Genomic DNA, 24,670 nt, shown 5'->3' on the forward strand with positions numbered 1-24,670 from the left:
GTGGCAACCATCGAGGGAATCGTCGCCCGGGAGATTCTCGACTCGCGGGGCAACCCGACGGTCGAGGTCGAGGTAGGGCTGGACGACGGGACGATCGCCCGCGCCGCCGTACCCTCCGGCGCCTCCACCGGCGCCTTCGAGGCGGTCGAACTGCGCGACGGTGACAAGGGCCGCTACCTGGGCAAGGGTGTCGAGAACGCGGTCGCCAACATCGAGGACAAGATCGTCGACCAGCTGATCGGCCACGAGGCCAGCGAGCAGCGGCTGATCGACCAGAAGATGCTCGACCTCGACGGCTCCGACAACAAGGGCGCGCTGGGCGCGAACGCCATCCTCGGGGTCTCGCTGGCGGTGGCCAAGGCGGCGGCCGGCAGCGCCGAGCTGAGCCTGTTCCGCTACCTGGGCGGCCCGAACGCCCACCTGCTGCCGGTGCCGATGATGAACATCCTCAACGGTGGGGCGCACGCCGACTCGAACGTCGACGTCCAGGAGTTCATGATCGCCCCGATCGGAGCGCCCAGCTTCCGGGAGGCGCTGCGCTCCGGTGCCGAGGTCTACCACGCGCTGAAGTCGGTGCTTAAGAAGAAGGACCTCTCCACCGGCCTGGGTGACGAGGGTGGCTTCGCCCCCAACCTGCCCAGCAACGCCGCCGCGCTGGACCTGATCGCCGAGGCCGTCGAGAAGGCCGGCTACCGGCTGGGTACCGACATCGTCTTCGCCCTCGACGTGGCCGCCACCGAGTTCTTCGACAACGGCACCTACACCTTCGAGAGCGCCGCCAAGAGCGCCGAGGAGATGAGCAACTACTACACCAAGCTCATCGGCGACTACCCGATCGTCTCCATCGAGGACCCGCTGGCCGAGGACGACTGGAGCGGCTGGGCCACCCTGACCGCCGCCGTCGGCGACCGGATCCAGATCGTCGGCGACGACCTGTTCGTCACCAACCCGCAGCGCATCGCCCGGGGCATCGCCGAGAAGTCCGCCAACGCGGTGCTCGTCAAGGTCAACCAGATCGGCTCGCTGACCGAGACGCTGGACGCCGTGGACCTGGCCCACCGCGCCGGCTTCCGGTGCATGATGAGCCACCGTTCCGGCGAGACCGAGGACACCACCATCGCCGACCTGGCCGTCGCCACCGGCTGCGGCCAGATCAAGACCGGTGCCCCGGCCCGTTCCGACCGGGTCGCCAAGTACAACCAGCTGCTGCGGATCGAGGAGGAGCTGGCCGACGCGGCGCGGTACGCCGGAGCCGGCGCGTTCCCGCGCTACCGTTCGGCCTGAGCCGGGCGAACCTCGGGGGAGGGGTGTGACGATGCAGCAGCGCCGCACACCGGGTGGCCAACGCCCGGCCCGCCGGCCGACCGGTCGGCCGGGCGCAGGCCGGACGTCGCTGCGCGACGGCGGGGTCCGCGCCGAGGCGCGGGCCACCACGGCCCGGTCGCGCGGCACCGACGGGGTGCGTTCGGCGAACCGTCCGGCGGCGGCCCGCCGGACGGCGGCCGGCGGCACCATCCGGCGGCTCACCGCACCCCACCCCCGGCGGTTCACCGGGCGGGCCACCGTCCTGTTCGCGGTGCTGCTGGCGCTCGCCCTGGCGTACACCTATCCGGTCCGGGTCTATCTCGACCAGCAGGTCGACATCGAGCGGATGGAGGCCAGCCAGGCCGCCCAGCGCGAGCAGATCGCCGAGCTGTCGGCCCAGGCGGCGAAGTGGCAGGATCCCGAATACATCAAGATCAAGGCGCGGGAACGGTTCTACATGGTGGCGCCGGGCGAGACCCCGGTGATCGTGCTCAACGACGCGGACGGGGCGGCCCTGGACGCCAACGGGGGCCGACCGCAGGCCCCACCGAAGACCCCCGACCCCTGGTACGACACCCTGTGGTCGAGCGTCCGGGCGGCGAACGGCGACACCTCGGACCAGTGAGCAGCACCCGCGTACCGAACGAGAGATGGGCACCGTGACTGTCGTACCACCGCAGGAGCCGGCGGCGGACTCCGTACCCCCGCCGGAGCACCAGCCGGCCACCGAGGCCGACCTGGCCGCGGTGGCCGCGCAGCTCGGACGCCCGCCCCGGGGCACCCGGGCGGTGGCCCACCGCTGCCCGTGCGGCCTGCCCGACGTGGTCGAGACCACCCCCCGGCTCGCCGACGGCACCCCCTTCCCGACGCTGTTCTACCTGACCTGCCCGCGGGCGACGGCGGCGTGCAGCCGGCTGGAGTCGGCCGGGCTGATGAGGGAGATGGCCGACCGGCTGGCCGAGGACCCGGAACTGGCCGACCGGTACCGGGCGGCGCACGAGGACTACCTGGCCCGCCGGGCGGCGATCGGCGAGGTGCCGGAGATCGCCGGCATCTCCGCCGGTGGGATGCCCGGCCGGGTGAAGTGCCTGCACGTGCACCTGGGCCACGCGCTCGGGGCCGGGCCGGGCGTCAACCCGTTCGGCGACGAGACGCTCGCCCTGGTGGAGAAGTGGTGGACCGCCGGACCGTGCGTGGACCTGCCGGCGGCGCGGTGAGATGACCGACGGGATCGTGGTACGCCGGGCCCGCACCGGCGACGTACGCGGGATCCGCCGGCTGGTCGACACCTACACCGACGACCGGCGGCTGCTCAGCAAGGCCACCGTCACCCTCTACGAGGACGTGCAGGAGTTCCGGGTCGCGGTGGCCGGCGACGGTACGGTGGTGGGCTGCGGCGCGCTGCACGTGATGTGGGAGGACCTCGCCGAGATCCGCACCGTGGCCGTCGATCCGGTCTGCCGGGGGCGGCGGATCGGCCACCGGATCGTCACCGAGCTGATCGACGCCGCCCGGGAACTGGGCATCGCCCGGATCTTCGTGCTCACCTTCGAGACGGCGTTCTTCGGCGCGTTCGGGTTCACCGAGATCGACGGCGCCCCGGTGCCGCAGCCGGTGTACGAGCAGCTCCTGCGCTCCTACGACGAGGGTGTCGCCGAGTTCCTCAACCTGGAACGGGTCAAGCCGAACACCCTGGGCAACACCCGGATGCTGCTGCGGCTCTAGGCCGGCGGTCTTGACCCGGCCCGGCACCCTGGGCCGGTGACGATCCTGCGTCGGTTGGTCGCGGTGCCCGCCGCCCTGGTGACCCTGTTCGCGCTGGTCGGCGTGGCCCGGCTGATCGCCCCGGCCACCGGTGGTGTCGACCGTCAGCCCCCCGGGGTGGACCGGCAACTCGACCACCTGCGGGCGGAGCTGGACGACGGTGCCGGCGAGGACGCCCAGGCGATGTTCCCGGAGGGCTGGTTCTTCGCCCACGCCCTGTACGGGCTGGCCCGGGTGGAGACCGGCCTGCGGCAACCACCGCAGGGGCGCGACGGGGCGCTGCGGGAGGCCCGGTGGGCGCTGGCCCGGCTGGAGTCCCCGGCCGGCACGGCCCCGTTCAGCGCCGACCTGACCCCGACGTACGGCGTCTTCCACGCCGGCTGGACGAACTGGCTGCGCGGCGGGGTGCTCGCCCTGCAACCGGCGTCGGGGCGGGATCCGGCCGAGGTGCGCCGGTTCACCGGGGCGTCGACCGCACTGGCCGCCGCGTTCGACGCCTCGGCCACGCCGTACCTCGCCGCCTATCCGGGGCAGGCGTGGCCGGTCGACTCGACGGTGGCGGTGGCCTCCCTGCGGCTGCACGACCACCTGCTGCCACCCCGGTTCGACCGGACCACGGCACGCTGGTTGGACGGCGCACGCCAGCGGCTCGACCCGCGTACCGGCCTGCTGCCGCACCGGGTCGACCCGGGCACCGGCGCGTCGGCCGAGGTGGCCCGGGGCACCTCGCAGAGCGTCATCCAGCGCTTCCTGCCGGAGATCGACCCGACCTTCGCCCGGGAGCAGTACCTGCGCTTCCGCGCCGGGTTCGTGGTGTCGCCGCTGGGGCTCGGCCCGGCCGTGCGGGAGTACCCGCGCGGTCTGGACGGCCCGGGGGACGTCGACTCGGGGCCGCTGCCGCTCGGGGTGAGCTTCTCCGCCACCGTGGTGACCCTCGGCGCGGCCCAGGTGCAGGGCGACGACGCGTTGGCCGGGGCGCTGGCCAACTACGGCGAACTGGTCGGCTTTCCGCTGGACACCCCGCACACCCGCCGGTACGCCTTCGGCTTGCTGCCGATCGGCGACGCCTTCCTGGCCTGGTCGAAGACCGCCCGTCCGTGGGTCTCCGCGCCCGCCGACCCGCCACCGGCGACGGTGGACCCGTGGTGGCGGACACCACTGGTGGCCCTGCTGGTGCTGCTCGCCGTGCTGGCCTGGGTGCCGTGGCTGCTGCTGCGACGGCTGTCCCGGCGTCGGTGACCGTCGCCGGTCGGTCCCGCCGTGGGCGGCGGGCGGCTGCCGTAGGGTTGCTGCCGTGACGACGCGTGTGGCCGCCATCGACTGTGGGACCAACTCCATCCGTCTGCTGGTCGCCGACCTGCCCGACCCGTCGGCCGGGCCGCAGGCCCCGCTGGTCGACCTGGCCCGCCGGATGGAGATCGTCCGGCTCGGTCAGGGCGTCGACCGGACCGGCCGGCTGGCCCCCGAGGCGATCGAGCGGACCCGGGTGGCGCTGGCCGGCTACGCCGCCGAGATCGAGCGGCTGGACGTCGGGCGGGTCCGGATGTGCGCCACCTCGGCGTCCCGCGACGCCAGCAACGCGGCCGACTTCCGGGCCATGGTGGAGCAGACCCTCGGGGTCGCGCCCGAGGTGGTCAGCGGCGACGAGGAGGCCCGGCTGTCGTTCACCGGGGCGGTCCGGGGGCTGCCCGCCGACGCGGAGCCGCCGTACCTGGTGGTGGACATCGGCGGGGGCTCGACCGAGTTCGTGGTGGGCACCCGCGACGGCGGCGTCCAGGCGGCCATCTCGGTGGACATCGGCTGCGTCCGGATGACCGAACGGCACCTGCACGGCGATCCGCCGACCGCCGACGAGGTCGCCGCCGCGCAGGCCGACGTCGCCGCCGCCGTCGACCGGGCGCTCGCCGCCGTACCCGGCCGCGAGGCCGCGACCCTGGTCGGCCTCGCCGGTTCGGTCACCACCGTCGTCGCCATCGCCCAGGATCTCCGGGAGTACGACCCGCAACGCATCCACCACGCCCGGGTGCCGTACGAGCAGGTGGCCGAGGTGACCGGCGACCTGCTGGCGAAGAGCGCCGCCCAGCGGTTGGCGATCCCGGTCATGCACCCGGGGCGGGCGGACGTGATCGGGGCGGGTGCCCTGGTGCTGCGGGTGATCATGGAGCGGGCCGGAATGTCCTCGGTGGTCGCCTCCGAACACGACATCCTCGACGGCATCGCCTGGAGCCTCCAACCCTGACCCCACCCCCGGTCCTCAGCCCCACCCAGCCCGCCTCGCCCCGCCTGTCGTGCCCCGCCCGTCCCGTCCCGTCCCGTTGCGCCCCGACTGCCTCGCCGCGCCCGTCCCGTCGCGCCCTCCCGCCGCGCCGCATCGCGGTGATCAAGAGGCTCAGGTCATCCTGCGCGAAAGCTCTGACGCAAACCTCTTGATCAGCCGGAGCGAGACAGTGCGGGGCGAGGGGCGGAGGGCGAAGGTGCAGGTATGGCGTTGTTGACGGTACTTCGTAGTGCACAGTAGTGTGTGATGCGTGGACACCACACAGTTGCTCAAGGGTGTGCTCGACCTGGCCGTCCTGGCCGTGCTGCGGGACTCCGACGGCTACGGCTACGACATCCTCCGCCGGCTCCGCGAGGCCGGGCTGGAGGAGGTCGGCGACGCCTCGGTCTACGGCACGCTACGCCGCCTCTTCGCCGCCGGCCTGCTCACCACGTACGTGGTGCCGAGCGAGTCCGGCCCGCACCGCAAGTACTACGCGCTCAACGCCGCCGGCCGTGACCAGCTCACCCGCTCCGGCAAGACCTGGCGCGCGTTCGCCACGACGATGGACCAGCTGCTCGACGATCGGGGGATGGCGGCATGACCGTCACTGGGCAGGAGATCACGGACTACGTCGAGCGGGTGCGGGTGGCACTGGCCGACCTGCCGGCGCAGGAACGCGACGAGCTGACCGAGGATCTGCCGGAACACCTGGCCGAGGTGGCCGTCGAGTCCGACGGCTCCCTGGTGGACCGGCTGGGCACCCCGGAGGCGTACGCGGCGGAGCTGCGTGCCGCCGCGGGGGCGGGGGATCCGGCCGCCGGTCGACGGGTCCTCGACCGGCGGATCGCCGCCCTCGTGGGGCGCACCCGGGCCCGGGTCGGCCGGGTCGACGCCCGGCTCGGCCCGCTGCTCGGCCACGCCACGGCCGGGGAGTTCCTGCGGCTGCTCCGTCCGGCCTGGTGGGTGGCCCGCGGTTACCTGGCGGCCATGCTGGTCACCGCGATGACCACCGACGGCCCGCTCGGGTTGCTGCCCCGGCTCGACGGTCATGCGTTCGTCGGCCTGCTGATGCTCGCCGGCCTGGTGCTCGGCTCCATCTGGGTGGGTCGGCGTACCCCCGGGCTACGGTCCTGGCGGCGGTGGTCGGTGCACGCCACCGCCGTGGTGCTGGTGCTGTTCGCGATCGTCGCGGTGGCCGACGTGGACGGTCACGCCCGCTCCGGCTACGGCTACGACTACGAATCGACCTCCGTGCAGAACCCGTACGACCTGGTGCAGGACGTTTACGTCTACGACAGCGAAGGACGGCTGGTGCAGAACGCCCGGCTCTTCGACCAGAACGGCACCCCGATCCGGCTGGGCTGGCCGGCCTGCGACGATCCGGCCCTGCCCGACGCCGACCCGGTGCAGCGCGGCTACCCGTACTGTCCCGAGCAGGCGCCGTTCCGGCCGCGTCCACCGGCGGTCGCGCCGCTTCCGCCCGGTTCCGCCGCCACCCCCGGTGCGCCGACGTCGCCGGCCCCACCCTCCGGCACCGCCTCGGCTGTTCCCGCCCCGCCTCCCGCCACCGCGTCGGGTGCTCCGGCCACGCAGACCCCGCCGGCCCCGGCCGGTTCCGTTCCGCCGGTCCCGCCGTCGGTGGCCGGCCCGGCGAGCGCGCCCCTACCCACGGTCACCGGATGACCGTGCCGTTGCTGGGAAATAGCTGAACGGACGAGGGGAACGGGGCAGCGCACGCTGATCTTCGTGGCTACGTTGTCGTCTGCTCATTCACCCCTCGGAAGGACATCCCGTGTCAGAGCAGGTCGCATCGTCCCCCGCGCCGCAGGCAGAGCCGGCCGGCCAGCCCGAGCCGGTCACCCCGGCCCCCGCTGCCGCACCGGAGGAGCCGGAGGGGTCGAAGGGGTCGAAGGGTGGCGGCGCGAAGAAGGCGCTCGGCATCATCGGCGCGATCGTCGCCTTCCTGGTGATCGCCGTCCTGAAGTTCGGCGCGGCCAGCGCCATCGGCAACTTCCTCAACCCCGACGAGACGGCCGAGGCGAAGGCCGGCGACTGCATCGCCGAACTGCCCGAGGTGACCGGCACCGAGGAGCAGTCGGTCGACGACGCCAAGGTGGTCGGGTGCACCTCGACCGAGGCCGTGTACAACGTGGTCGGCCGGGTGGAGGACCAGACCGAGGCGCAGGCCAAGGCGGGCAAGGCGTGCGAGCAGTACATCAAGGAGGGTGACGACGCCTACCTCTTCTACAACATCGCCCCGGGCGGCAAGGGCTACCTGCTCTGCCTGACCAAGAAGGCCTGAGCCGGCCGGATCGTGGCGGGTCGCCAGGCCCGGCACCCAGGCCGACCCCGGCGGGTCGCCAGGCCCGCCACCGAGGCCCACCCGGCCGGAACACGGCGGGTCGCCAGGCCCGCCACCAGGGCCGATGCGGTCGGCACGGTGCACCGTCGACGGCGGCGCGGAATCCCGCGCCGCCGTCGGTGTGTCCCGGGCCACCGACGGGTTAATACGAGGTGTATACCACTGTTCCGGCATCTTCCCGACACGCGTACCGCCGTGGCAGGCTACCGACACGTAGGAACGCCCTGCGACCAGCCAACGATGACTGACCGACAGGAGGACGGGCCGATGGGTGAGATGGTGAGCTACCGCCGCGACGCAGGTGCCGGCGAGGGGTATCTCGCGATACCGTCCAGCGGCGTGGCCAGCCCGGCGGTCATCGTGATCCAGGACTGGTGGGGCCTCGTACCGCACATCCGGTCGGTGGTGGACCGGTTCGCCGAGGCCGGTTTCGTGGCGCTGGCCCCCGACTTCCGGCACGGCCAGCCGGCCAGCAAGCCCAGCGAGCCCCGGCAGATGCTCAACAGCACCCAGATGGACGAGGCGGCGGCCGACATCGCCGTGGCGGCGGAGTACCTGGCCGGCCGGGCCGAGGTGACCGGCAAGGTGGGGTGTGCCGGGTTCTGCGCCGGTGCCAGCCTGGCCCTCTGGGCGGCGACCCGGGCCGAGCGGATCGTGGCCACCGCCGCCTTCTACCCCCGGCTGCCGTGGGACGGGATGCCCACCGAGTGGGCCGACTACGCGGGCAAGGCGGCGGTCGTGCACTGCTCCGAGGCGGACGGCCTGGCCGCCGCCGACGGGGTGCAGACCGTCCGCCGGGCGGTCGAGAACGCCGGCGGCACCTTCCAGACGTACGACTACCCGGGCACCGCGCACGCGTTCTTCAACGAGGACCGGCCGGAGAACTTCGACCAGCGGGCCGCCGCCACCGCCTGGGCCCGCACCCTGGAACTCTTCCGGGCCAAACTTGGTTGAGTCGCGTACCCCCGGGCAGGTGGTCGACCGGGCCGGCCGGGTGGCCGACCTGGCCGGTCTCGACGCCGCGGTCAGCGACTGTTTCGCCTGTCCCCGCCTGGTCGACTGGCGCGAGGAGGTGGCCCGGACGAAACGGGCCGCGTTCCGTGACCAGGACTACTGGGGCCGCCCGGTGCCCGGTTTCGGCGCCCCGGACAACCGCACCGGGCGCGGCGGCGCGGGACCGCCGGCCACCCCGCCCGGCCCGGTGTCCGAGCCCCGGATCGGCATCCTCGGGCTCGCCCCGGCCGCCCACGGCGGCAACCGGACCGGCCGGGTCTTCACCGGGGACCGTTCCGGCGACGTGCTCTTCGCCGCCCTGCACCGCGCCGGGTTGGCCAACCAGCCGACCAGTGTGGCCGCCGACGACGGTCTCGCGCTCACCGGCGTCCGGATCTTCGCCGCCGTACGCTGCGCGCCACCGGACAACAAGCCGACCCCGGCCGAGCGGGACACCTGTGCCCCCTGGCTGCACCGGGAGGTGGAGTTGATCCGGCCGACCCTGCGGGTGGTGGTCGCGCTGGGCGCCTTCGCCTGGGCCGCGTGGTGGCCGGTGCTGCGCCAGGTGTACGGCGTCCGGCCGCCCAGCCCGCGACCGGTCTTCGGGCATGGGGCACACTGGTCCGGGTCGGCCGCTCCCGATCTGCTCGGCTGTTACCACGTCAGCCAGCAGAACACCTTCACCGGGCGGTTGACCACACAGATGCTGGACGACGTGTTCACCCGGGCCAGACAGCTCGCGGGGGTGGACTGAGCAGCGTGGGGTGGTGGCGATGGACCTCGGCGTACTGCGCAGATGGTGGCCCGTCGCCATGGTGGCGCTGCTGCTGCTCGCCACCGCACTCGCCGCCGGGCACTCGTCGATCGGCGCGAGCCGGATTCCGCCGGTCGCCGACGACCTGCCGTACGTGCCGGAGTACCCGACGGCCGAGCCGGCCGCGTCGATCCCGATCGAGCCGCGTGTCGACGCCGAGCAGACCCGGGCGAGCGTCCCGCAGTGGATCGCCACGGTGGCGATCGCCCTGCTCGGACTGGCCGTCCTGACCGCCCTCGGGTATCTGGCCTGGACGTTGTTGCGCGGTGCGTTGCGCCGGACCACCCGGGCGGTGCCCGCCGCGCGGGCCCGGCGTACCGCCGAGGGCACCGCGCGGGAGGTGATGGCCGCCCTCGATGCCGGGCTGGAGGAGCTGGACGACGCCGACGCCGATCCGCGTACCGCCGTCATCGCCTGCTGGGTGCGGCTGGAGGAGGCCGCCACCGAGGCCGGCGTGCCGAGGCACACCGGGGACACCCCGACGGACCTGGTGGCCCGGTTGCTGCGCGGCGACCCGGCGGCCGGCGTGCCCGCCATCGCCAGCACCGACGTGCTGGACGGCTTCGCACACGTCTACCGCGAGGCCCGCTACGCCACCCGCACCGTCGACGCCCGGATGCGCGACCAGGCCCGGGGGGCGCTCCGGCGGCTGCGCGGTGAGCTCACCGCGCTGGCCGACGCGCAGGTGCCGGCGTGATCTCCCGGCACGCCGCGACCGGTGGGGTGCCGGGGTGAGCGAGTCGACGGGTCTGGACGACCTGTTCCGCTTCGAGGAGGACGCCCCGGCCCGTCCCGGGGCCGCCCGGGGCGGACGCGTCCGCTGGCTGTTCCGGCTGCTGCTGACGGCCGCCGGGGTGACCGCCGTGATCCTGGTCGGCCTGCGGGCGGTCGGCCTGCAACTGTCCCTCGGGATCGTGGTGGCCGGGGTGCTGGCGGTGCTCGCCGTCCGTCGGGTGACCGCCGCGCTGGCCCCGCCGCCCCCGCCGCGCAGCGGCGCCCGGACCCCCTCCGGTGAGGAACCGGGGGCCTACAACTGGGCCGCCCGGGACGCGCTGCGGGCCGCCATCAACGGCTGGGAGCGTCCGCTGGACTGGGCCGCGGGCGACCCGGACCGCTTCGCCAACCGGATCCTGCCCCGGCTCGGCGAACTGGCCGACGAGCGGTTGCGCCAACGCCACGGCCTGACCCGGGAAGCCGATCCGGCCCGGGCCCGCGCCCTGCTCGGGGAGCCGCTGTGGAGTTTCCTCGACGCCCCGTCCCGCCGTACCCCGTCGCCGCGCGACCTCGCGGTGATCGTCGCCGAACTGGAGAAGATCTGATGAACGACGTGGACCGCAGCATTCCCGCCACGGAGGTCGGCCACCTGGCCCGGGCGGTGCTGGACGCGGTCGGCACGGTCGTGGTCGGCAAGCGGGAGGCCCTGGAACTGGTGCTCGCCGGCATCCTGGCCGGCGGGCACGTGCTGCTGGAGGACCTGCCGGGGTTGGGCAAGACGCTGACCGCGCGGTCCTTCGCCCAGGCTCTCGGGCTGGACTTCCGCCGGCTCCAGTTCACCCCCGACCTGCTCCCCGCCGACGTCACCGGTTCGTTCCTCTACGACCAGCGCAGCGGCGACTTCTCCTTCCGGGCCGGCCCGCTCTTCACCAACCTGCTGCTGGCCGACGAGATCAACCGGACGCCGCCGAAGACCCAGTCGGCGCTGCTGGAGGCGATGCAGGAGAAGCAGGTCTCCGTCGAGGGCGTCACCTACCGGCTGGACGCGCCGTTCCACGTGCTGGCCACCGCCAACCCGATCGAGTACGAGGGGACGTACCCGCTGCCCGAGGCGCAGCTCGACCGGTTCCTGCTGCGGGTGTCGTTCGGCTACCCGCAGCGTGACGAGGAGTGGGAGGTGCTGCGCCGACGGATGGACCGTCGCCGCGAGGAGGCGCAGATCGAGCCGGTGGTCGACGCCGCCACCCTGCTGGCCATGCAGGCCGCGTTGGAGGACGTGGTGGTGGAGGACTCCGTCGGCAAGTACATCGTGGACCTCACCGCGGCCACCCGGGAGCACCCGTCGGTGCTGGTCGGGGCGTCTCCCCGCGGATCACTGGCGCTGCTGCTGCTGGCCCGGGTCCGGGCCGTCTTCGCCGGCCGCGACTACGTGGTGCCGGAGGACGTCAAGGAGGTGGCCGCCCCCGCGCTGGCCCACCGGGTCACCCTACGCCCGGAGATGTGGCTGCGCCGGGTGGACCCGTCGTTCGTGGTCGGCGAGGTGTTGGAGCAGACCCCGGCCCCGGCCAGTGGCGCGCTGCCCAGCTACGCGGCCGGCCGGGCCGGGCGCTGATCGTCGTGCCTGACCGTCAGGAGGCGACGGTGGGCTGGTCGCCCACCTGGGCGCTCGGCCGGGCGGTGCTGCTCACCGGGCTGCTGCTGATCGCCGCCGTGCTGCTCGGCCGGGTCGACCTCGTGGTGCTGGCGACCCCGTTCGCGCTCGGCACCGCGTACGCGTTGCGCCGCCGGCCGGTCGCCGCCCCGGAGCTGGAGATCACCGCTGCGGACGGCCAACTGGTCGAGGGGGGCGAGCTGGCCGGCGCGGTGGCGGTGGGCAACCCGGACGTGGTGTCGTACGACGTGGTGGTGGTCCGGACCCGGATCTCGCCGTGGTTGCGGGTGCGGCGGGCCGGCTTCGGCGGCCTCGGGCTGGACGTCAGCCGGTCCGGCGGCGCGGACCGGCCCTTCGTCACCACGCTGGCCACCGGCACCGCCGTCGACCTGGAGCTGTCCGGCACCGCGCTGCGCTGGGGCCGGCATCCGATCGGTCCGGCGGGCGCCCGGGCCGCCGCCGCCGACGGGCTGCTGGTGTCCCGGGCGGTGCTCACCGACCCGCTACGGATGCGGGTGTACCCGAAGACCGAGCCGTTCGAGGCGGTGGAGGCGATGCCCCGGGCCGCCGGGCTGGTCGGCGCGCACCGTTCGCGGCGGCCGGGGGAGGGCGGTGAGCTGGCCGGGGTGCGGGTCTTCGGGCCGGGGGACCGGCTGCGCCGGATCGACTGGCGGGTGTCGCTGCGCACCCGGCAGCTGCACGTGGCGTCGACCCTGTCCGACCGGGACGCCGAGGTGGTCGTCCTGCTCGACGTGCTGGCCGAGGCGGGCCGCTCCGGCGGGGTGGACGGCGCGGCGTCGGTGCTGGACACCACGGTCCGGGCGGCCGCCGCGATCGCCGAGCACTACCTGCACCGGGGCGACCGGGTGGCCCTGCTGGAGTACGGTCCGGCGGCCCGCCGGCTGCGTCCGGCCACCGGCCGCCGGCAGTACCTGACCGTCCTGGAGTGGCTGCTCGACGTGCACGCCGAGTCGTCCCCGCACGATTCGTACGACCAGGTCTTCGGCCCGCAGGTGCTCTCCGCCGACGCGCTGGTGGTGGTGCTCACCCCGCTGCTCGACGAGCGGTCCGCGCAGATGTTGGCCCGGTTGGCCCGGGGTGGTCGCTTCGTGGTGGCGGTGGACACCCTGCCGACCGACCTGGCCCCGCCCGGGGACCGGGGTTGGGCGCCGGTGGCGTACCGGTTGTGGCGGCTGGACCGGGACACGATGATCGCCCAGCTCCGGGAGCACGGCGTGCCGGTGGTGGGGTGGGCCGGGGCCGGCAGCCTGGACCAGGTGCTGCGGGACGTCGCCCGGTTGGCGACCGCCCCCCGGGTCGGTGGCCGGTGAACCCGGTGGCGGCGGCGCGGGAGCGGGTCCGGGCGGCGCGCACGGTGGCCCGCCGGGTGGCGTTGCTGCCGTTGCTGGTCCGCGGTGCCGTCTTCCTGGTCGGGCTCGCCGGCCTGCTCCTGGCGTACCCGGTGGAGTTGTTCAACGCCCGGTCGGTGCTGGCGCTGACGGTGGTGGCGGTGCTGCCGGCGGTAGCGCCGCGTCGGGTGTGGCCGACCTTCGCCGCGCTGGTCACGGTGGCCGGCTGGGTGTTCGCCTCGGCCGGCTACGACCGGCCGATCGCGCTGTGGCGGTTGTTGGCGGTGACGGCCCTGCTCTACCTCGGGCACACCCTCTGCGCCCTGGTGGCCGTGCTGCCGTACGACGGGTCGATCGACCCGAACGTCGTGCTGCGCTGGCTCGGCCGGGCCGGCGCGGTGGTGCTGGCCTCCGCGGTGGTCGGGGTGCTGCTGGCCGGGTCGGGTCAGCTCGGCCCGGACGACGGTTTCCAGGCCGTCACGGTGGTCGGGTTGCTGGTGGCGGTGGGTACGAGCGGGCTGCTGGGCTGGTTGCTGCGCCGTCGGTAGCGGGACGTCACGCAGCTCACAGGTGTTGTGCTCCGTCACAGAAGGGGGTCTCGAACGGTATTTCCGCCGCCGCCCGGGGAAAGATGGATGACGTGAATCCGAAGCGGATCCTTGTCGTGGGTGCCGGGCACGTGGGCCTGTACGCCGCTCTGCGCCTGTCCAAGAAGCTGAGCTCCCGTGAGGCCGAGGTCGTCGTGGTCGACCCGCAGCCGCACATGACGTACCAGCCGTTCCTCCCGGAGGCGGCGGCCGGCAACATCTCGCCCCGGCACTCCGTGGTGCCGCTGCGACGGGAGTTGCGCAAGTGCAAGATCGTCGCCGGCGCGGTGACCCGGATCGACCACAGCCGCAAGACCGCGGTGGTGCAGCCGATCGTCGGCCCGACCCGGGAGATCCCGTACGACCACGTGGTGGTCGCCCCCGGCTCGGTGTCCCGCACCCTGCCGATCCCGGGCCTGCACGAGCACGGGATCGGTTTCAAGACCATCGGTGAGGCCATCTACCTGCGCAACCACGTGCTGGACCGGCTCGACGTGGCCGCCGCCACGCCGGACCCCGACGTCCGCCGCTCCGCGCTGACCTTCACCTTCGTCGGCGGCGGCTACGCCGGCATCGAGGCGCTGGCCGAGATGGAGGACATGGCCCGGGACGCGCTGCGCTACTACCCGGAGCTGGAGCCGGGCGACATGCGCTGGGTGCTGGTCGAGGCGACCCAGCGGGTGCTGCCCGAGGTCGACCGGGACATGGGCGCCTACACGGTGCAGCAGCTGCTCAAGCGGAACATGGACATCCGGCTGGACACCCGGCTGGAGTCCTGCGTCGACGGGGTGGTGAAGCTCTCCGACGGCGACAGCTTCCGCTCCGACACCATCGTCTGGACGGCCGGGGTCAAGCCGTCGCCGATGCTGGACCGGACGGACTTCCCGCGCGACGAGCGGCGGCGGATCACCTGCCTGCCCACCCTCCAGGTCGTCGACGGTGACCGGGCGGTCGAGGGCGCGTGGAGCGCCGGTGACTGCGCCGCGGTGCCGGACCTGACCAAGGAGCCGGGCAACTACTGCTCGCCCAGCGCCCAGCACGCGGTGCGCCAGGCCGCCCGGATGGCCGACAACATCGCGCTGGTGGTGCGGGGCCGGGAGCCGGTCGACTACAAGCACAAGCACGCCGGCAGCGTGGCCAGCCTCGGCCTGCACAAGGGCGTGGCCCAGGTGTACGGCATCAAGATGAAGGGCTGGCCGGCCTGGTTCATGCACCGGACGTACCACATGAGCCGGATCCCGTCGTTCAACCGCAAGGTCCGGGTCGTGGTCGACTGGTCGTTGGCCTTCTTCCTCAAGCGTGAGGTGGTCGCCCTCGGGCAGCTGCACGACCCGCGTGAGGAGTTCGCGGAGGCGTCGCAGCCGATCCCGGTGACCAGCCGGGCCGCCTGACCGTCGGGTACGCCCCCACGCCCCTCCCGGTCGCGGGCAGGGGCGTGCGGGCGTCGTCGCGGTGCCCCCGGGGGTACGCCGGGCCGGCGCGGAACCGTTACCGTGACACTGCACCGTCGCGCGTCGGCGTGGCCCCGCCCGGGTGGTGGAACGGCAGACACGGCCGCCTTAAAAGCGGCTGCCGCAAGGCGTGCGGGTTCGAGACCCGCCCCGGGCACCACACTCTCAGCTTTCCCACAGCGTCCCGGCGGGCGTGCCGGGGTACCGGCCGTTTACCCTGGGAGTGCACGTTTGCGTGCGACTGACCCCCTGAGGGAGGCCTGAGACAGTGAAGACCTCGAACCCGGTGCTCGCCCGGCTCGGCCAGGCGGCCGAGCGGGAGCGGTCCGCCGGGTACGCCCAACCCGGGCCGTACGGTTACGGACAGCCCGGCATTCCCCAGCAGTACCCGGGTCAACCGGGCTCCCCGGTCGCCCCGAAGGTGTCCGGCACGATGACCCTTGACGACGTCGTCGTCAAGACCGTCACCCTCCTGGCCATCCTCGGCGTCGCCGCCGCGGCGGCCTGGATCATGGTGCCGGATTCGTTGCTCGGTGTCGCCTGGATCGGGGCGGCGATGGTCGGCCTGGTGCTCGGCCTGATCATCTCGTTCTCCCGGGTGGCCAACCCGGCGCTGGTCGTCGCGTACGCCGTCGTCGAGGGCGCGTTCGTCGGCCTGGTCAGCAAGTTCTACGAGACGGCCTACGAGGGCATCGTGCTCCAGGCCGTGGTCGCCACCTTCGGCGTCTTCTTCGTGATGACCATGCTCTACAAGGCGCGCGTCATCCGGGCCACCCCGAAGTTCGTCAAGGGCATGATCGCCGTGATGGCGGGCCTCTTCGCCGTCATGCTGATCAACTTCGTGCTGGCCCTGTTCGGTGTCAACACCGGCCTGCGCGACGGCAGCCCGCTGGCCATCGGGTTCAGCCTGGTCTGCATCGTGGTCGCCTCGCTGAGCTTCGTGCTCAGCTTCAAGGAGGTCGAGGACGGCGTCCGGATGGGGCTGCCGGCCCGCTACTCCTGGACGGCCGCGTTCGGCATCGTGGTCAGCCTGGTCTGGCTCTACCTGGAGATGCTGCGCCTGATCAGCTATTTCCAGGGCGACGACTGACGGTTCCGCACCCGACGCCCGCCACCGCGATCCCTGCGGTGGCGGGCGTCGTCGTCGGCGCGACCGGTCCGGTGTCCGTCGGCGTTGCGTAGACTCGCCGACGATGAGCGCAGTGGAGTTGGACCGGGCGGTGGCGCTGCTGGTCCGTCAGGTGGGGCACTGGGAGCAGCCGCGCTGGGCGGCGGTCGCCGGGGGCGGCGACGTCACCCGGGCCGATCTGGTGCACAGGCTGGTGCAGGACGTCGCCGACCTGGCCGCCGACGCGGAGGGCGGGCCGCGTCGGGAGGTACCCCGGTTGGCGCAGCCGATGGCCCTGCCCGACCAGCTCCGGGTGGTCGCGGCGGACCTGGTCGCCGCCGGCCCGCCGGAGGAGGTGCTGGCCGGGGCCGCCGCCACGGTGACGGCGACCCGCGACGCGCTGTAGGGCTCAGCTCAGCCGTTCGAGCACCATCGCCATGCCCTGACCGCCGCCGACGCACATGGTCTCCAGGCCGATGGTCCGGTCGTGCCACTGGAGGGCGTTGAGCAGGGTACCGGTGATCCGGGCGCCGGTCATCCCGAACGGGTGGCCGACGGCGATCGCCCCGCCCATCACGTTGACCTTCTCCTCCGGGATGCCGAGCTGCCGGTAGGACGGGATCACCTGGGCGGCGAACGCCTCGTTGATCTCGACCAGGTCCACGTCGTCGACGGTCATCCCGGCCCGGCGCAGCGCCTGCCGGGACGCCTCGACCGGGCCGAGGCCCATGATCTCCGGCGACAGGGCGGTGACGCCCGTGGAGACGATCCGGGCCAGCGGGGTGAGCCCCAGGTCGGCGGCCCGCTGGGCGCTCATCACCACGACGGCGGCGGCGCCGTCGTTGAGCGGGCAGCAGTTGCCGGCGGTGATCCGGCCGTCCGGGCGGAAGACCGGCTTCAGTCCGGCCACCGCCTCCGGGGTGACCCCGGCGCGCGGGCCGTCGTCGGTGTCGACCACGCTGCCGTCCGGGGTGGTCACCGGGGTGATCTCGCGGGCCCAGAAGCCATCGGCGATGGCCTTCTCGGCGAGGTTCTGGCTGCGGACGCCGAACGCGTCCATGTCCTCCCGGGTGATGTCGTGCACCTGGGCCAGGTTCTCGGCCGTCTGCCCCATGGCGAGGTAGACGTCGGGCAGTTGGCCGGCGTCGCGGGGGTCGGTCCACACCTCGGCGCCGCCCTGGGCGCGGGCCACCGACCGCTGCCGGGCCGCGGCGAAGCGTGGGTTCTCCCAGCCGCCGCCGACCAGCGCCTTGGCCTCGGGGGGCAGGGTGTCGGAGTTGCCCCGGGCGTACCGGGAGACCATCTCGACCCCCGCGGAGACGAAGACGTCGCCCTCACCGGCCCGGATCGCGTGCATCGCCATCCGGGTGGTCTGCAACGACGACGCGCAGTAGCGGGTCACCGTGGCCCCGGGCAGGCCGTCCAGACCCATCAGGGTGGCGACCACCCGGGCCAGGTTGAAGCCCTGCTCGCCGCCGGGCAGCCCGCAGCCGACGTAGAGGTCGTCGATGGTGGTGGGGTCGAGGCCGGGGACCTTGTCCAGCGCGGCCTGGACGATGGTGGCGGCGAGGTCGTCCGGGCGGACGTCGCGCAGCGAACCCTTGAAGGCGCGGCCGATGGGGGACCGGGCGGTGGCGACGATGACGGCGTCGCGGGACGACTCAGTCGGCATGAACCAACGTTAACGTGACGGTAATCTGACGCGGAAGCAGCTCCACCGGCGGGAAATGTCACCCCGGGAATTGTCCCGGCGCGGTAGACCCCACCGGGACGGTGACCGGAGTCAGGCCCGGTCAGTGCCGGGACGCGACGTTGGCGGCCGCCACCACCGCCGGCAACAGGGCGTGCGCCCACACCCGGTATCCGTCGGCGGACGGGTGGAAACCGTCGTGGCACAGCGTCCCCGCGTCGGCCCGGAACACCGGCCCGGTCTCCGTGCCGAGGTCGACGACCGTGCCCCCGGCGTCGAGCACGGCGGTGGTCTGGGCGCGGGCCACCCGCCGGCCCGACCAGCCGATCACCTGCCGCAGCGGCGGGGACACCGCCCGCACCGCGCCCAGGTCCGGGCAGGTCCCGACGACGACCTCGACCCCGGCCTCCCGCAGCCGGCGCACGGTCGAGGCGAGATGCGCCCCGGCCTCGACCGGGCTGCGCATGGCCGTGGCGTCATTCGCCCCGATCAACACCACCGCGACGTCCGGCCGGTCGCCGAGCAGCGCCCGTGCCACCTGGGTCGCCAGGTCGGTGGAGCGGGATCCGGAGACCCCCACGCTGGACAGGTGCACCCGGCGACCGGTCGGTCCCTCGGCGAGCAGATGGGCGAGCTGACCGCCGACCGTGTCGTCGAACCGGGCCACCCCGACGCCGAGCGCCGAGGAGTCGCCGAGCAGCACCAACCGCAGCGGCGGGGCACCGGCCCGGCCGACGGTCGCCCGCAGCGCCAGGCCCAGCTCGGGCTGGGCGTAGTCGCGGTTACGGGCCGCCACCGCCTGACCGGCGAGCACCGCCGCCCCGCCGATCGTCCCGGCGATCAGGGAGACCGCCGCGGCCTTGCCGAGCCGTACGGCCAACTCGCCGCCGAGGGACCGGCCGGTCACCGTGTCACCGCCCGGAGGGTGGCCCCGGCGGTGACCGGCCCGGTGTGACCTGCGGTGGTCCGCTCGCTGTGCTCGCTCATGCCAGTCCCTCCAGTTGGGGTGAGTCGGCGGTGACGCCGGACTGTGGCGTCGGTGCGACACCGAAGAAGGCCCGCCGCCGTAGCTGCGCCCAGCGCCCGGCCGGGCCGTGGTCCCGGCCCCGGACCTGGGCGCCGCTGACCTCCGTGCCGGCGTGCCGGGCCGCCTCGTGGGCGGCCCGGGGCAGCGACCGCACGCCCTCGCCCATGGCCAGCACCGGCTGACGCTCCCCGCCCCCGAGGGCCGACAGCACGGTCGGCAGGAGCGCGGCGGCGGCCATCGCGTACCCCTCGGCGGAGGGATGGAACCGGTCCCAGGCGAACATCCGGGTGGGCTCGGCGGCGAACCGGGGACCGAGCAGGTCGCCGAGGGAGACCGTCCAGCCGCCCGCCTCGACCACCGCCACCGTCTGGGCGGTGGCGAGCTGCCGGCTCCACCGCCGGGCGAGCCAGCGCAGCGGGGGCTGGATCGGCTGGATCGCCCCCAGGTCGGGGCAGGTGCCGACGACCACCTCGCAGCCGGCGGAGCGCAGCGCCCGGACCGCGTCGACCAGGTGGCGGACCGCCACGGAGTACGGCGTGCGGTTGGTGACGTCGTTACCGCCGACCAGGATCACCGCGACGTCCGGCGTGCAGTCCATGGCCGCCTCGACCTGCGGTCGCAGCCCGGAGGAGAGGGCGCCGACCACGGCGAAGCGGTGCACCCGCACCGCCCGGTGCAGCCGCCGGGACAGCCCGGTGGCCAGCAGCGAACCCAGGGTCTCCCGCCGCCGCAGCACGCCGTAGCTGGCGGCGGAGGAGTCGCCGAGGATCACCATGGTCAGCGGCGGTCCGGGGAGCTTGACGCCGTAGACACCGTCGCAGCGCGGCGGCGGGGCCTCCGCCATCGGGATGGTGCGCCGGGCCTGCCGGGCCTGACCGAGCAGCACCCCGCCGGTCGCGGCGACGGCAGCCACCGCGGCACCCGTGCCGATCGCGGCCAGCCGGACCACCTGCCAGGCGCGGTGCCAGCGCGGATCCACCGTCACGACGGAACCAGCCACCCCCATACAGCGACATTATCGCGCCGCAACGGCACCCCGCCCCCGTCAGGACGGGTGGTTCAGGGCTGAGCGACGCCGGTTCTGGGTACCTGATCCGGTGGCGGGCACCGGCGGACGGCCGTCCCGCCGCAGGTGACGCCGGGTTGCGCCGGGCAGTCACGCTGGTCGGTGGAGAGGGGCTGGATGAGATGGGTAGGACATTGAAGCGGACCGCGGCCTTCACCGCACTGGCCCGGTCACTGGCGGCCGGGGCACGGGGCGGCCCGTCGCTGGGCACCCGGCTGGCGGCGCTGCCCCGGATGATCCGGGCCACCACCCGGGGCGACTACGACGGAGGGCTCCGGCTGGCCCTGATGACGGCGGCGGCGGTCTACGTGGTGTCGCCGGTCGACGTGGTGCCGGAGCTGTTCCTGACCGTCCTCGGCCTGGTCGACGACGCCGTGATGGTCACCTGGCTGGCCGGCAGCGTGCTGTCGGAGACCGAGCGCTTCCTGGAGTGGGAGGCGCGTCAGGGCGTGGTCATCCCCGGTCACGTGACCCTCTGACAACCCGTACCCTGACCGACGAAGGACCGTCTGCCAGGCCGCCGTTCCCGGCGCCGCAACGAAGGGCACAACGAGGTGCAGTACTACGACAACGTCGTCGACATGATCGGTAACACCCCGCTGGTGCGGCTGCGCAACGTCACCGAGGGTATCCGGGCGACCGTGCTGGCGAAGGTGGAGTACCTCAACCCGGGCGGTTCGGTGAAGGACCGGATCGCGCTGCGGATGGTGGAGGACGCCGAGGCCGCCGGAATCCTCCGGCCCGGGGGGACGATCGTCGAGCCGACCAGCGGCAACACCGGTGTCGGGCTGGCCCTGGTGGCGCAGCTCAAGGGCTACCACTGCGTCTTCGTCTGCCCCGACAAGGTCAGCCAGGACAAGCAGGACGTGCTGCGTGCGTACGGCGCCGAGGTGGTGGTCTGCCCGACCGCCGTCGCCCCGGAGGACCCGCGTTCCTACTACAACGTCTCCGACCGGCTGGCCCGGGAGATCCCCGGCGCGTGGAAGCCCGACCAGTACAGCAACCCGGCCAACCCGCGTTCGCACTACGAGACCACCGGTCCGGAGCTGTGGAAGCAGACCGAGGGTGGGCTCACCCACTTCGTCACCGGGGTCGGCACCGGCGGCACCATCTCCGGCATCGGGCGCTACCTCAAGGAGGCCTCCGAGGGGCGGGTGCAGGTGATCGGGGCGGACCCGGAGGGCTCGGTCTACTCCGGCGGCACCGGTCGGCCGTACCTGGTCGAGGGGGTCGGCGAGGACTTCTGGCCCGAGACGTACGACCGGGACATCGCCGACCAGATCGTCGAGGTCTCCGACAAGGCGTCCTTCGAGATGACCCGGCGGCTGGCCCGGGAGGAGGGTCTGCTGGTCGGCGGCTCCTGCGGGATGGCCGTGGTGGCGGCGCTGGAGGTGGCCCGGGCCGCCGGCCCGGACGACGTGATCGTGGTGCTGCTGCCGGACAGCGGCAAGGGCTACCTGTCCAAGATCTTCAATGACCGTTGGATGGCCCGGTACGGCTTCCTGGACCACTCGGGCACCGAGCCGACCGTCGCCGACGCGCTGGCGGGCAAGCCGGGCGGGCTGCCCGAGCTGGTGCACGTCCACCCGACCGAGACGGTCCGCGACGCCATCGACTACATGCGCGAGTACGGCGTCTCCCAGCTCCCGGTGCTCAAGGCCGAGCCGCCGGTGGTGACCGGTGAGGTGGCCGGCTCGATCGCCGAACGGGACCTGCTGGACGCCCTGTTCACCGGTCAGGCGCACCTGCACGACACCATCGAGCGGCACATGGGTGACCCGCTGCCGATGATCGGCGGCGGTCAGCCGGTCAGCGAGGCGGTGGGCATGCTGGAGAAGTCCGACGCGGCGCTGGTGCTGGTCGACGGCAAGCCCAAGGGCGTACTGACCCGTCAGGACCTGCTCGCCCACCTCGGCGCGCACTGACCCGACGCACCTGCGGGGCGTCTCCGGACGGAGGCGCCCCGCCGGCACGTCCGGGCGGGTCGACATTCACAGCAGGCGGACAGCAGCGGCACAGAGGACGCCCGTGCCGCCTCCCTACCGTCGGGACCAGCCGAGAGGCACCGACCCACGGGAGGAACGACATGCGTCACGACCTTGACCACCACGAGGGGCAGCGGGTCAGCCGTCGCCGGCTGATCGCGGGAGTCGGCTCGATCGGGCTGGCCGGTCTGCTCGCCGCCTGCGGCCGGGACGGCGGCACGGTCACCACGTCGACCGGGGAGACGGTGTCCCCACAGGCCACCACCGGCACGTCCGCCGACCTGACCGCGCTCTTCGGCGCGGCGAACACCTGCACGCTGACCGCGAGCACCACCCAGGGCCCGTACTACTTCGACGCCGACAAGATCCGCAGCGACATCCGGGAGGACCGGGAGGGCACCCGGCTGCGGGTGGCGATCCGGGTCCAGGACAGCGAGCAGTGCGGGCCGCTGGCCGACGCCGTCGTGGAGATCTGGCACTGTGACGCGGCGGGCCTCTACTCGGGGGCCGAGGCCCAGTCCTCCGGCGCGTCCGGTGGCGGCGCCCCGCCCGGTGGCGCACCCTCCGGCAACCCGCCGGGCGGCGCACCCTCCGGTAACCCGCCGGGCGGCGCGACCGGCGGCGGCCCGGCCGGCGGTGCCGAGGGGGCTTCGGCGGACCTGACGCCGACCGACGACAAGCGGTACCTGCGCGGGGCGCAGGTCACCAACGCCGACGGGATCGTCGAGTTCACCACCGTCTGGCCGGGCTGGTACCGGGGCCGCACCACGCACATCCACGCGATGGTGCACGTGGGCGACAACCGGGTGCTCACCACCCAGATGATGTTCGACGAGGCCCTCAACAGCAGGGTGTACGCCGCAGCGCCGTACGCCGCGCACACCGGGCGGGACACGTTCAACGACAACGACACCATCTACGCCGAGACGATGTTGATGAAGGTCGTCGAGGACGGCGACGGCTACCTCTCAGTGATCAACTTCTCGGTCGACGCGGACCGGGACGGCACCTGACGTCAGCGGCCCGGTAGCTGCCGGGCGTAGCGGAGCTGCGGGGTGGGGATGCGCCCGATCCGCTCGTCCCGGGTCTGGCCGGTCCAGGTCCAGCCGCCGTGCTCGTAGAAGCCCCGGGCACCGGTGTTGCGCTCCAGCACCCAGAGCGCCGCCCGACGCCAGCCCCGGCCGCGCATGGTGTCCAGCGCGTCGGCCATCAGCGCCCGCCCGGTGCCCCGGCCCCGCTCGGCCGGATCGAGGTGGATGGCGTTGAGCAGGCCGGTGGCCGGGTCACCCGCGTCGTCCGGGCCGAGGTAGCTGAACCCGACCAGCCGGCAGTCCCGCTCGGCCACGGTCATCAGGTGCTCGTCGCGCTCCCACGTCCACCGCTCGACCCAGTAGGTGCCCATCGCCTCGGGCGTCGGGTCGGCCAACGCCGCAGGCGGCAGGAACGACGAGTAGGTGGCGACCCGGGACCGCTGGTGCAGGGCGCCCACCGGCATCAGATCGTCGGCGACGGCGGGGCGGAGCGTGACGGTCACCCCGGCGAGGCTACCCGCCGGGGCGGCACCGGCACGACGGTCAGGTCCTCGGCGACGACCAGCTCCCCGGCGAAGTGTTCGCGGGCCTCGTCGTGGAAGCGGCGCGGGTCGGCGTACCGCTGGGAGAAGTGGGTGAGCACCAGCGTGCGTACCCCCGACTCGGTGGCGACCCGGGCGGCCTGGCCGGCGGTCAGGTGGCCGACCTCGGCGGCGAGCGCGGCCTCCGACGCCAGGAACGTCGACTCGATGACCAGCAGGTCGGCGTGTTCGGCGAGGGCGTACACCCCGTCGCAGAGGCCGGTGTCCATCACGAAGGCGAACCGCTGCCCCGGCCGGGCCACGCTCACCTCGTCCCGGGTGACGCGGCGTCCGCCGACGTCCAGGTGGCCGACGCGGAGCAGCTCACCGACGGCCGGCCCCCCGATGCCGTACGCGGACAGCCGTTCCGGGAGCATCCGGCAGCCGTCCGGCTCGACCAGCCGGTACCCGTACGTCTCGATCGGGTGCCGGAGCCGGCGGGCCTCGAGCGTGCCGACGCCCAGGGTGATCCGCTGCCCGTCGGCGGTGATCGGCTCGACGGCCAGCTCGGCGGTCTCGTGGAAGCTGCTGGCGTGCCGCAGCCGGGCGAAGTACTCCGCGCCACCGGCCGGGAAGTGCACCGCCACCGGGCGCGGCACCCGGTCCAGGGAGAGCCGCTGGATGGTGCCGGGCAGGCCGAGGCAGTGGTCGCCGTGGAAGTGGGTGACGCAGATCCGGGTCAGGTCGGTGGCGGTGACCCCGGTGTGCAGGAGTTGCCGCTGGCTGCCCTCGCCGGGGTCGAAGAGGATCACCTCGTCGTCCCAGCGCAGCACGTAGCCGTTGTGGTTGCGCAGCCGGGTGGGGGTCTGGCTGGCCGTGCCGAGGACCACCAACTCGCGCATGGACACGGCGGCCTCCCCGACCTGGACTGTCGGCCCGGTCGTGCCGCCCGCCGGGCCGGGAACGGAGCGACCCCCGGGGCTTCCGCGCTG

General features: G+C 73.7%; 27 protein-coding genes and 1 tRNA gene. 23 read left to right on the plus strand and 5 right to left on the minus strand.

Annotation, left to right across the window (positions count from 1 at the left end):
* The 20 genes from eno (at position 1) to O7612_RS05665 (ending at position 16,764) form a co-directional block, all read left to right on the plus strand.
* Positions 1-1,284: a phosphopyruvate hydratase gene (eno, locus tag O7612_RS05570; RefSeq protein ID WP_282271060.1), complete on the plus strand. Its 1,284-nt coding sequence runs from the start codon at positions 1-3 to the stop codon at positions 1,282-1,284.
* 31 nt (positions 1,285-1,315) lie between these two features.
* Entirely contained in the window at positions 1,316-1,930 is a 615-nt protein-coding gene (locus tag O7612_RS05575; protein WP_282271062.1) for a septum formation initiator family protein, read from the plus strand.
* Positions 1,931-1,964: 34 nt separating this feature from the next.
* Positions 1,965-2,522 (plus strand): DUF501 domain-containing protein, encoded by a 558-nt coding sequence (locus O7612_RS05580; protein WP_282273811.1) that lies wholly within the window; start codon positions 1,965-1,967, stop codon positions 2,520-2,522.
* A gap of 1 nt (position 2,523) precedes the next feature.
* A complete protein-coding gene (locus O7612_RS05585) occupies positions 2,524-3,030 on the plus strand; it encodes an amino-acid N-acetyltransferase (protein ID WP_067302777.1) in 507 nt (168 codons plus the stop codon).
* 36 nt (positions 3,031-3,066) lie between these two features.
* Positions 3,067-4,308: a hypothetical protein gene (locus O7612_RS05590; RefSeq protein WP_282271066.1), complete on the plus strand. Its 1,242-nt coding sequence runs from the start codon at positions 3,067-3,069 to the stop codon at positions 4,306-4,308.
* Between the two features lie 67 nt (positions 4,309-4,375).
* Positions 4,376-5,308: a Ppx/GppA phosphatase family protein gene (locus tag O7612_RS05595; RefSeq protein WP_282273812.1), complete on the plus strand. Its 933-nt coding sequence runs from the start codon at positions 4,376-4,378 to the stop codon at positions 5,306-5,308.
* A 289-nt stretch (positions 5,309-5,597) separates the two neighbouring features.
* Positions 5,598-5,930, plus strand: a complete 333-nt coding sequence (locus tag O7612_RS05600) for a PadR family transcriptional regulator (RefSeq protein ID WP_067307540.1) — start codon at positions 5,598-5,600, stop codon at positions 5,928-5,930.
* Positions 5,927-7,012 carry a hypothetical protein gene (locus O7612_RS05605; RefSeq protein ID WP_282271071.1) on the plus strand — a complete coding sequence of 362 codons (1,086 nt, stop codon included), beginning with the start codon at positions 5,927-5,929 and terminating at the stop codon, positions 7,010-7,012. Before O7612_RS05600 ends, O7612_RS05605 begins: the two co-directional genes overlap by 4 nt.
* 109 nt (positions 7,013-7,121) lie before the next feature.
* Positions 7,122-7,631 (plus strand): hypothetical protein, encoded by a 510-nt coding sequence (locus tag O7612_RS05610; RefSeq protein ID WP_282271073.1) that lies wholly within the window; start codon positions 7,122-7,124, stop codon positions 7,629-7,631.
* Between the two features lie 327 nt (positions 7,632-7,958).
* Positions 7,959-8,645: a dienelactone hydrolase family protein gene (locus O7612_RS05615; RefSeq protein WP_282271075.1), complete on the plus strand. Its 687-nt coding sequence runs from the start codon at positions 7,959-7,961 to the stop codon at positions 8,643-8,645.
* Between the two features lie 19 nt (positions 8,646-8,664).
* Complete coding sequence (locus O7612_RS05620; RefSeq protein ID WP_282273813.1) at positions 8,665-9,438, plus strand: uracil-DNA glycosylase; 774 nt, start codon at positions 8,665-8,667, stop codon at positions 9,436-9,438.
* 19 nt (positions 9,439-9,457) lie between these two features.
* Entirely contained in the window at positions 9,458-10,195 is a 738-nt protein-coding gene (locus O7612_RS05625) for a DUF4129 domain-containing protein (RefSeq protein ID WP_282273814.1), read from the plus strand.
* Positions 10,196-10,229: 34 nt separating this feature from the next.
* The gene (locus tag O7612_RS05630) at positions 10,230-10,817 is read left to right on the plus strand and encodes a hypothetical protein (protein ID WP_282271077.1); all 588 of its coding nucleotides are present in this window, start codon (positions 10,230-10,232) and stop codon (positions 10,815-10,817) included.
* The gene (locus tag O7612_RS05635) at positions 10,817-11,824 is read left to right on the plus strand and encodes a MoxR family ATPase (RefSeq protein WP_282271079.1); all 1,008 of its coding nucleotides are present in this window, start codon (positions 10,817-10,819) and stop codon (positions 11,822-11,824) included. Before O7612_RS05630 ends, O7612_RS05635 begins: the two co-directional genes overlap by 1 nt.
* Positions 11,825-11,829: 5 nt before the next feature.
* On the plus strand, positions 11,830-13,194 hold the full coding sequence (locus O7612_RS05640; RefSeq protein ID WP_282271081.1) for a DUF58 domain-containing protein: 1,365 nt from the start codon (positions 11,830-11,832) through the stop codon (positions 13,192-13,194).
* A 5-nt stretch (positions 13,195-13,199) separates the two neighbouring features.
* Entirely contained in the window at positions 13,200-13,760 is a 561-nt protein-coding gene (locus O7612_RS05645) for a hypothetical protein (protein WP_282273815.1), read from the plus strand.
* Positions 13,761-13,852: 92 nt separating this feature from the next.
* The gene (locus tag O7612_RS05650) at positions 13,853-15,190 is read left to right on the plus strand and encodes an NAD(P)/FAD-dependent oxidoreductase (protein ID WP_282271083.1); all 1,338 of its coding nucleotides are present in this window, start codon (positions 13,853-13,855) and stop codon (positions 15,188-15,190) included.
* Between the two features lie 136 nt (positions 15,191-15,326).
* Positions 15,327-15,410, plus strand: a tRNA-Leu gene (locus O7612_RS05655).
* A 108-nt stretch (positions 15,411-15,518) separates the two neighbouring features.
* The gene (locus O7612_RS05660) at positions 15,519-16,340 is read left to right on the plus strand and encodes a Bax inhibitor-1/YccA family protein (protein WP_282271084.1); all 822 of its coding nucleotides are present in this window, start codon (positions 15,519-15,521) and stop codon (positions 16,338-16,340) included.
* Between the two features lie 103 nt (positions 16,341-16,443).
* Positions 16,444-16,764, plus strand: a complete 321-nt coding sequence (locus O7612_RS05665; RefSeq protein WP_282271085.1) for a hypothetical protein — start codon at positions 16,444-16,446, stop codon at positions 16,762-16,764.
* 3 nt (positions 16,765-16,767) lie between these two features.
* Here the strand turns inward: O7612_RS05665 and O7612_RS05670 are convergent, their stop codons facing one another.
* The 3 genes from O7612_RS05670 to O7612_RS05680 all read right to left on the minus strand — a co-directional run bounded on the left by O7612_RS05670 (position 16,768) and on the right by O7612_RS05680 (position 20,081).
* Positions 16,768-18,030 carry an acetyl-CoA C-acetyltransferase gene (locus O7612_RS05670; protein WP_282271086.1) on the minus strand — a complete coding sequence of 421 codons (1,263 nt, stop codon included), beginning with the start codon at positions 18,028-18,030 and terminating at the stop codon, positions 16,768-16,770.
* Positions 18,031-18,151: 121 nt separating this feature from the next.
* Positions 18,152-18,955, minus strand: a complete 804-nt coding sequence (locus tag O7612_RS05675) for an SGNH/GDSL hydrolase family protein (protein ID WP_282271087.1) — start codon at positions 18,953-18,955, stop codon at positions 18,152-18,154.
* Between the two features lie 76 nt (positions 18,956-19,031).
* Positions 19,032-20,081 (minus strand): SGNH/GDSL hydrolase family protein, encoded by a 1,050-nt coding sequence (locus O7612_RS05680; RefSeq protein WP_282271089.1) that lies wholly within the window; start codon positions 20,079-20,081, stop codon positions 19,032-19,034.
* A 182-nt stretch (positions 20,082-20,263) separates the two neighbouring features.
* Here O7612_RS05680 and O7612_RS05685 point away from each other — a divergent pair, with 182 nt between their 5' ends.
* The 3 genes from O7612_RS05685 (at position 20,264) to O7612_RS05695 (ending at position 23,139) form a co-directional block, all read left to right on the plus strand.
* Entirely contained in the window at positions 20,264-20,620 is a 357-nt protein-coding gene (locus O7612_RS05685; protein ID WP_282271090.1) for a DUF1232 domain-containing protein, read from the plus strand.
* Positions 20,621-20,695: 75 nt separating this feature from the next.
* Entirely contained in the window at positions 20,696-22,066 is a 1,371-nt protein-coding gene (locus O7612_RS05690) for a cystathionine beta-synthase (protein ID WP_282271092.1), read from the plus strand.
* Between the two features lie 161 nt (positions 22,067-22,227).
* Positions 22,228-23,139, plus strand: coding sequence for a hypothetical protein (locus O7612_RS05695; RefSeq protein WP_282271094.1), 912 nt, complete (start codon positions 22,228-22,230; stop codon positions 23,137-23,139).
* 2 nt (positions 23,140-23,141) lie between these two features.
* On the opposite strand, the gene O7612_RS05700 is transcribed toward O7612_RS05695, so the two are convergent.
* Together O7612_RS05700 and O7612_RS05705 are read right to left on the minus strand one after the other, a co-directional pair.
* Positions 23,142-23,660, minus strand: coding sequence for a GNAT family N-acetyltransferase (locus O7612_RS05700; protein WP_282271096.1), 519 nt, complete (start codon positions 23,658-23,660; stop codon positions 23,142-23,144).
* Positions 23,657-24,586 (minus strand): ribonuclease Z, encoded by a 930-nt coding sequence (locus tag O7612_RS05705; RefSeq protein ID WP_282271098.1) that lies wholly within the window; start codon positions 24,584-24,586, stop codon positions 23,657-23,659. The genes O7612_RS05700 and O7612_RS05705 overlap by 4 nt, the downstream gene beginning before the upstream one ends.
* Positions 24,587-24,670: the final 84 nt, after the last annotated feature.

The organism is Micromonospora sp. WMMD987 (assembly GCF_029581435.1).
GTDB classification, from domain to species: Bacteria; Actinomycetota; Actinomycetes; order Mycobacteriales; family Micromonosporaceae; genus Micromonospora; species Micromonospora rifamycinica.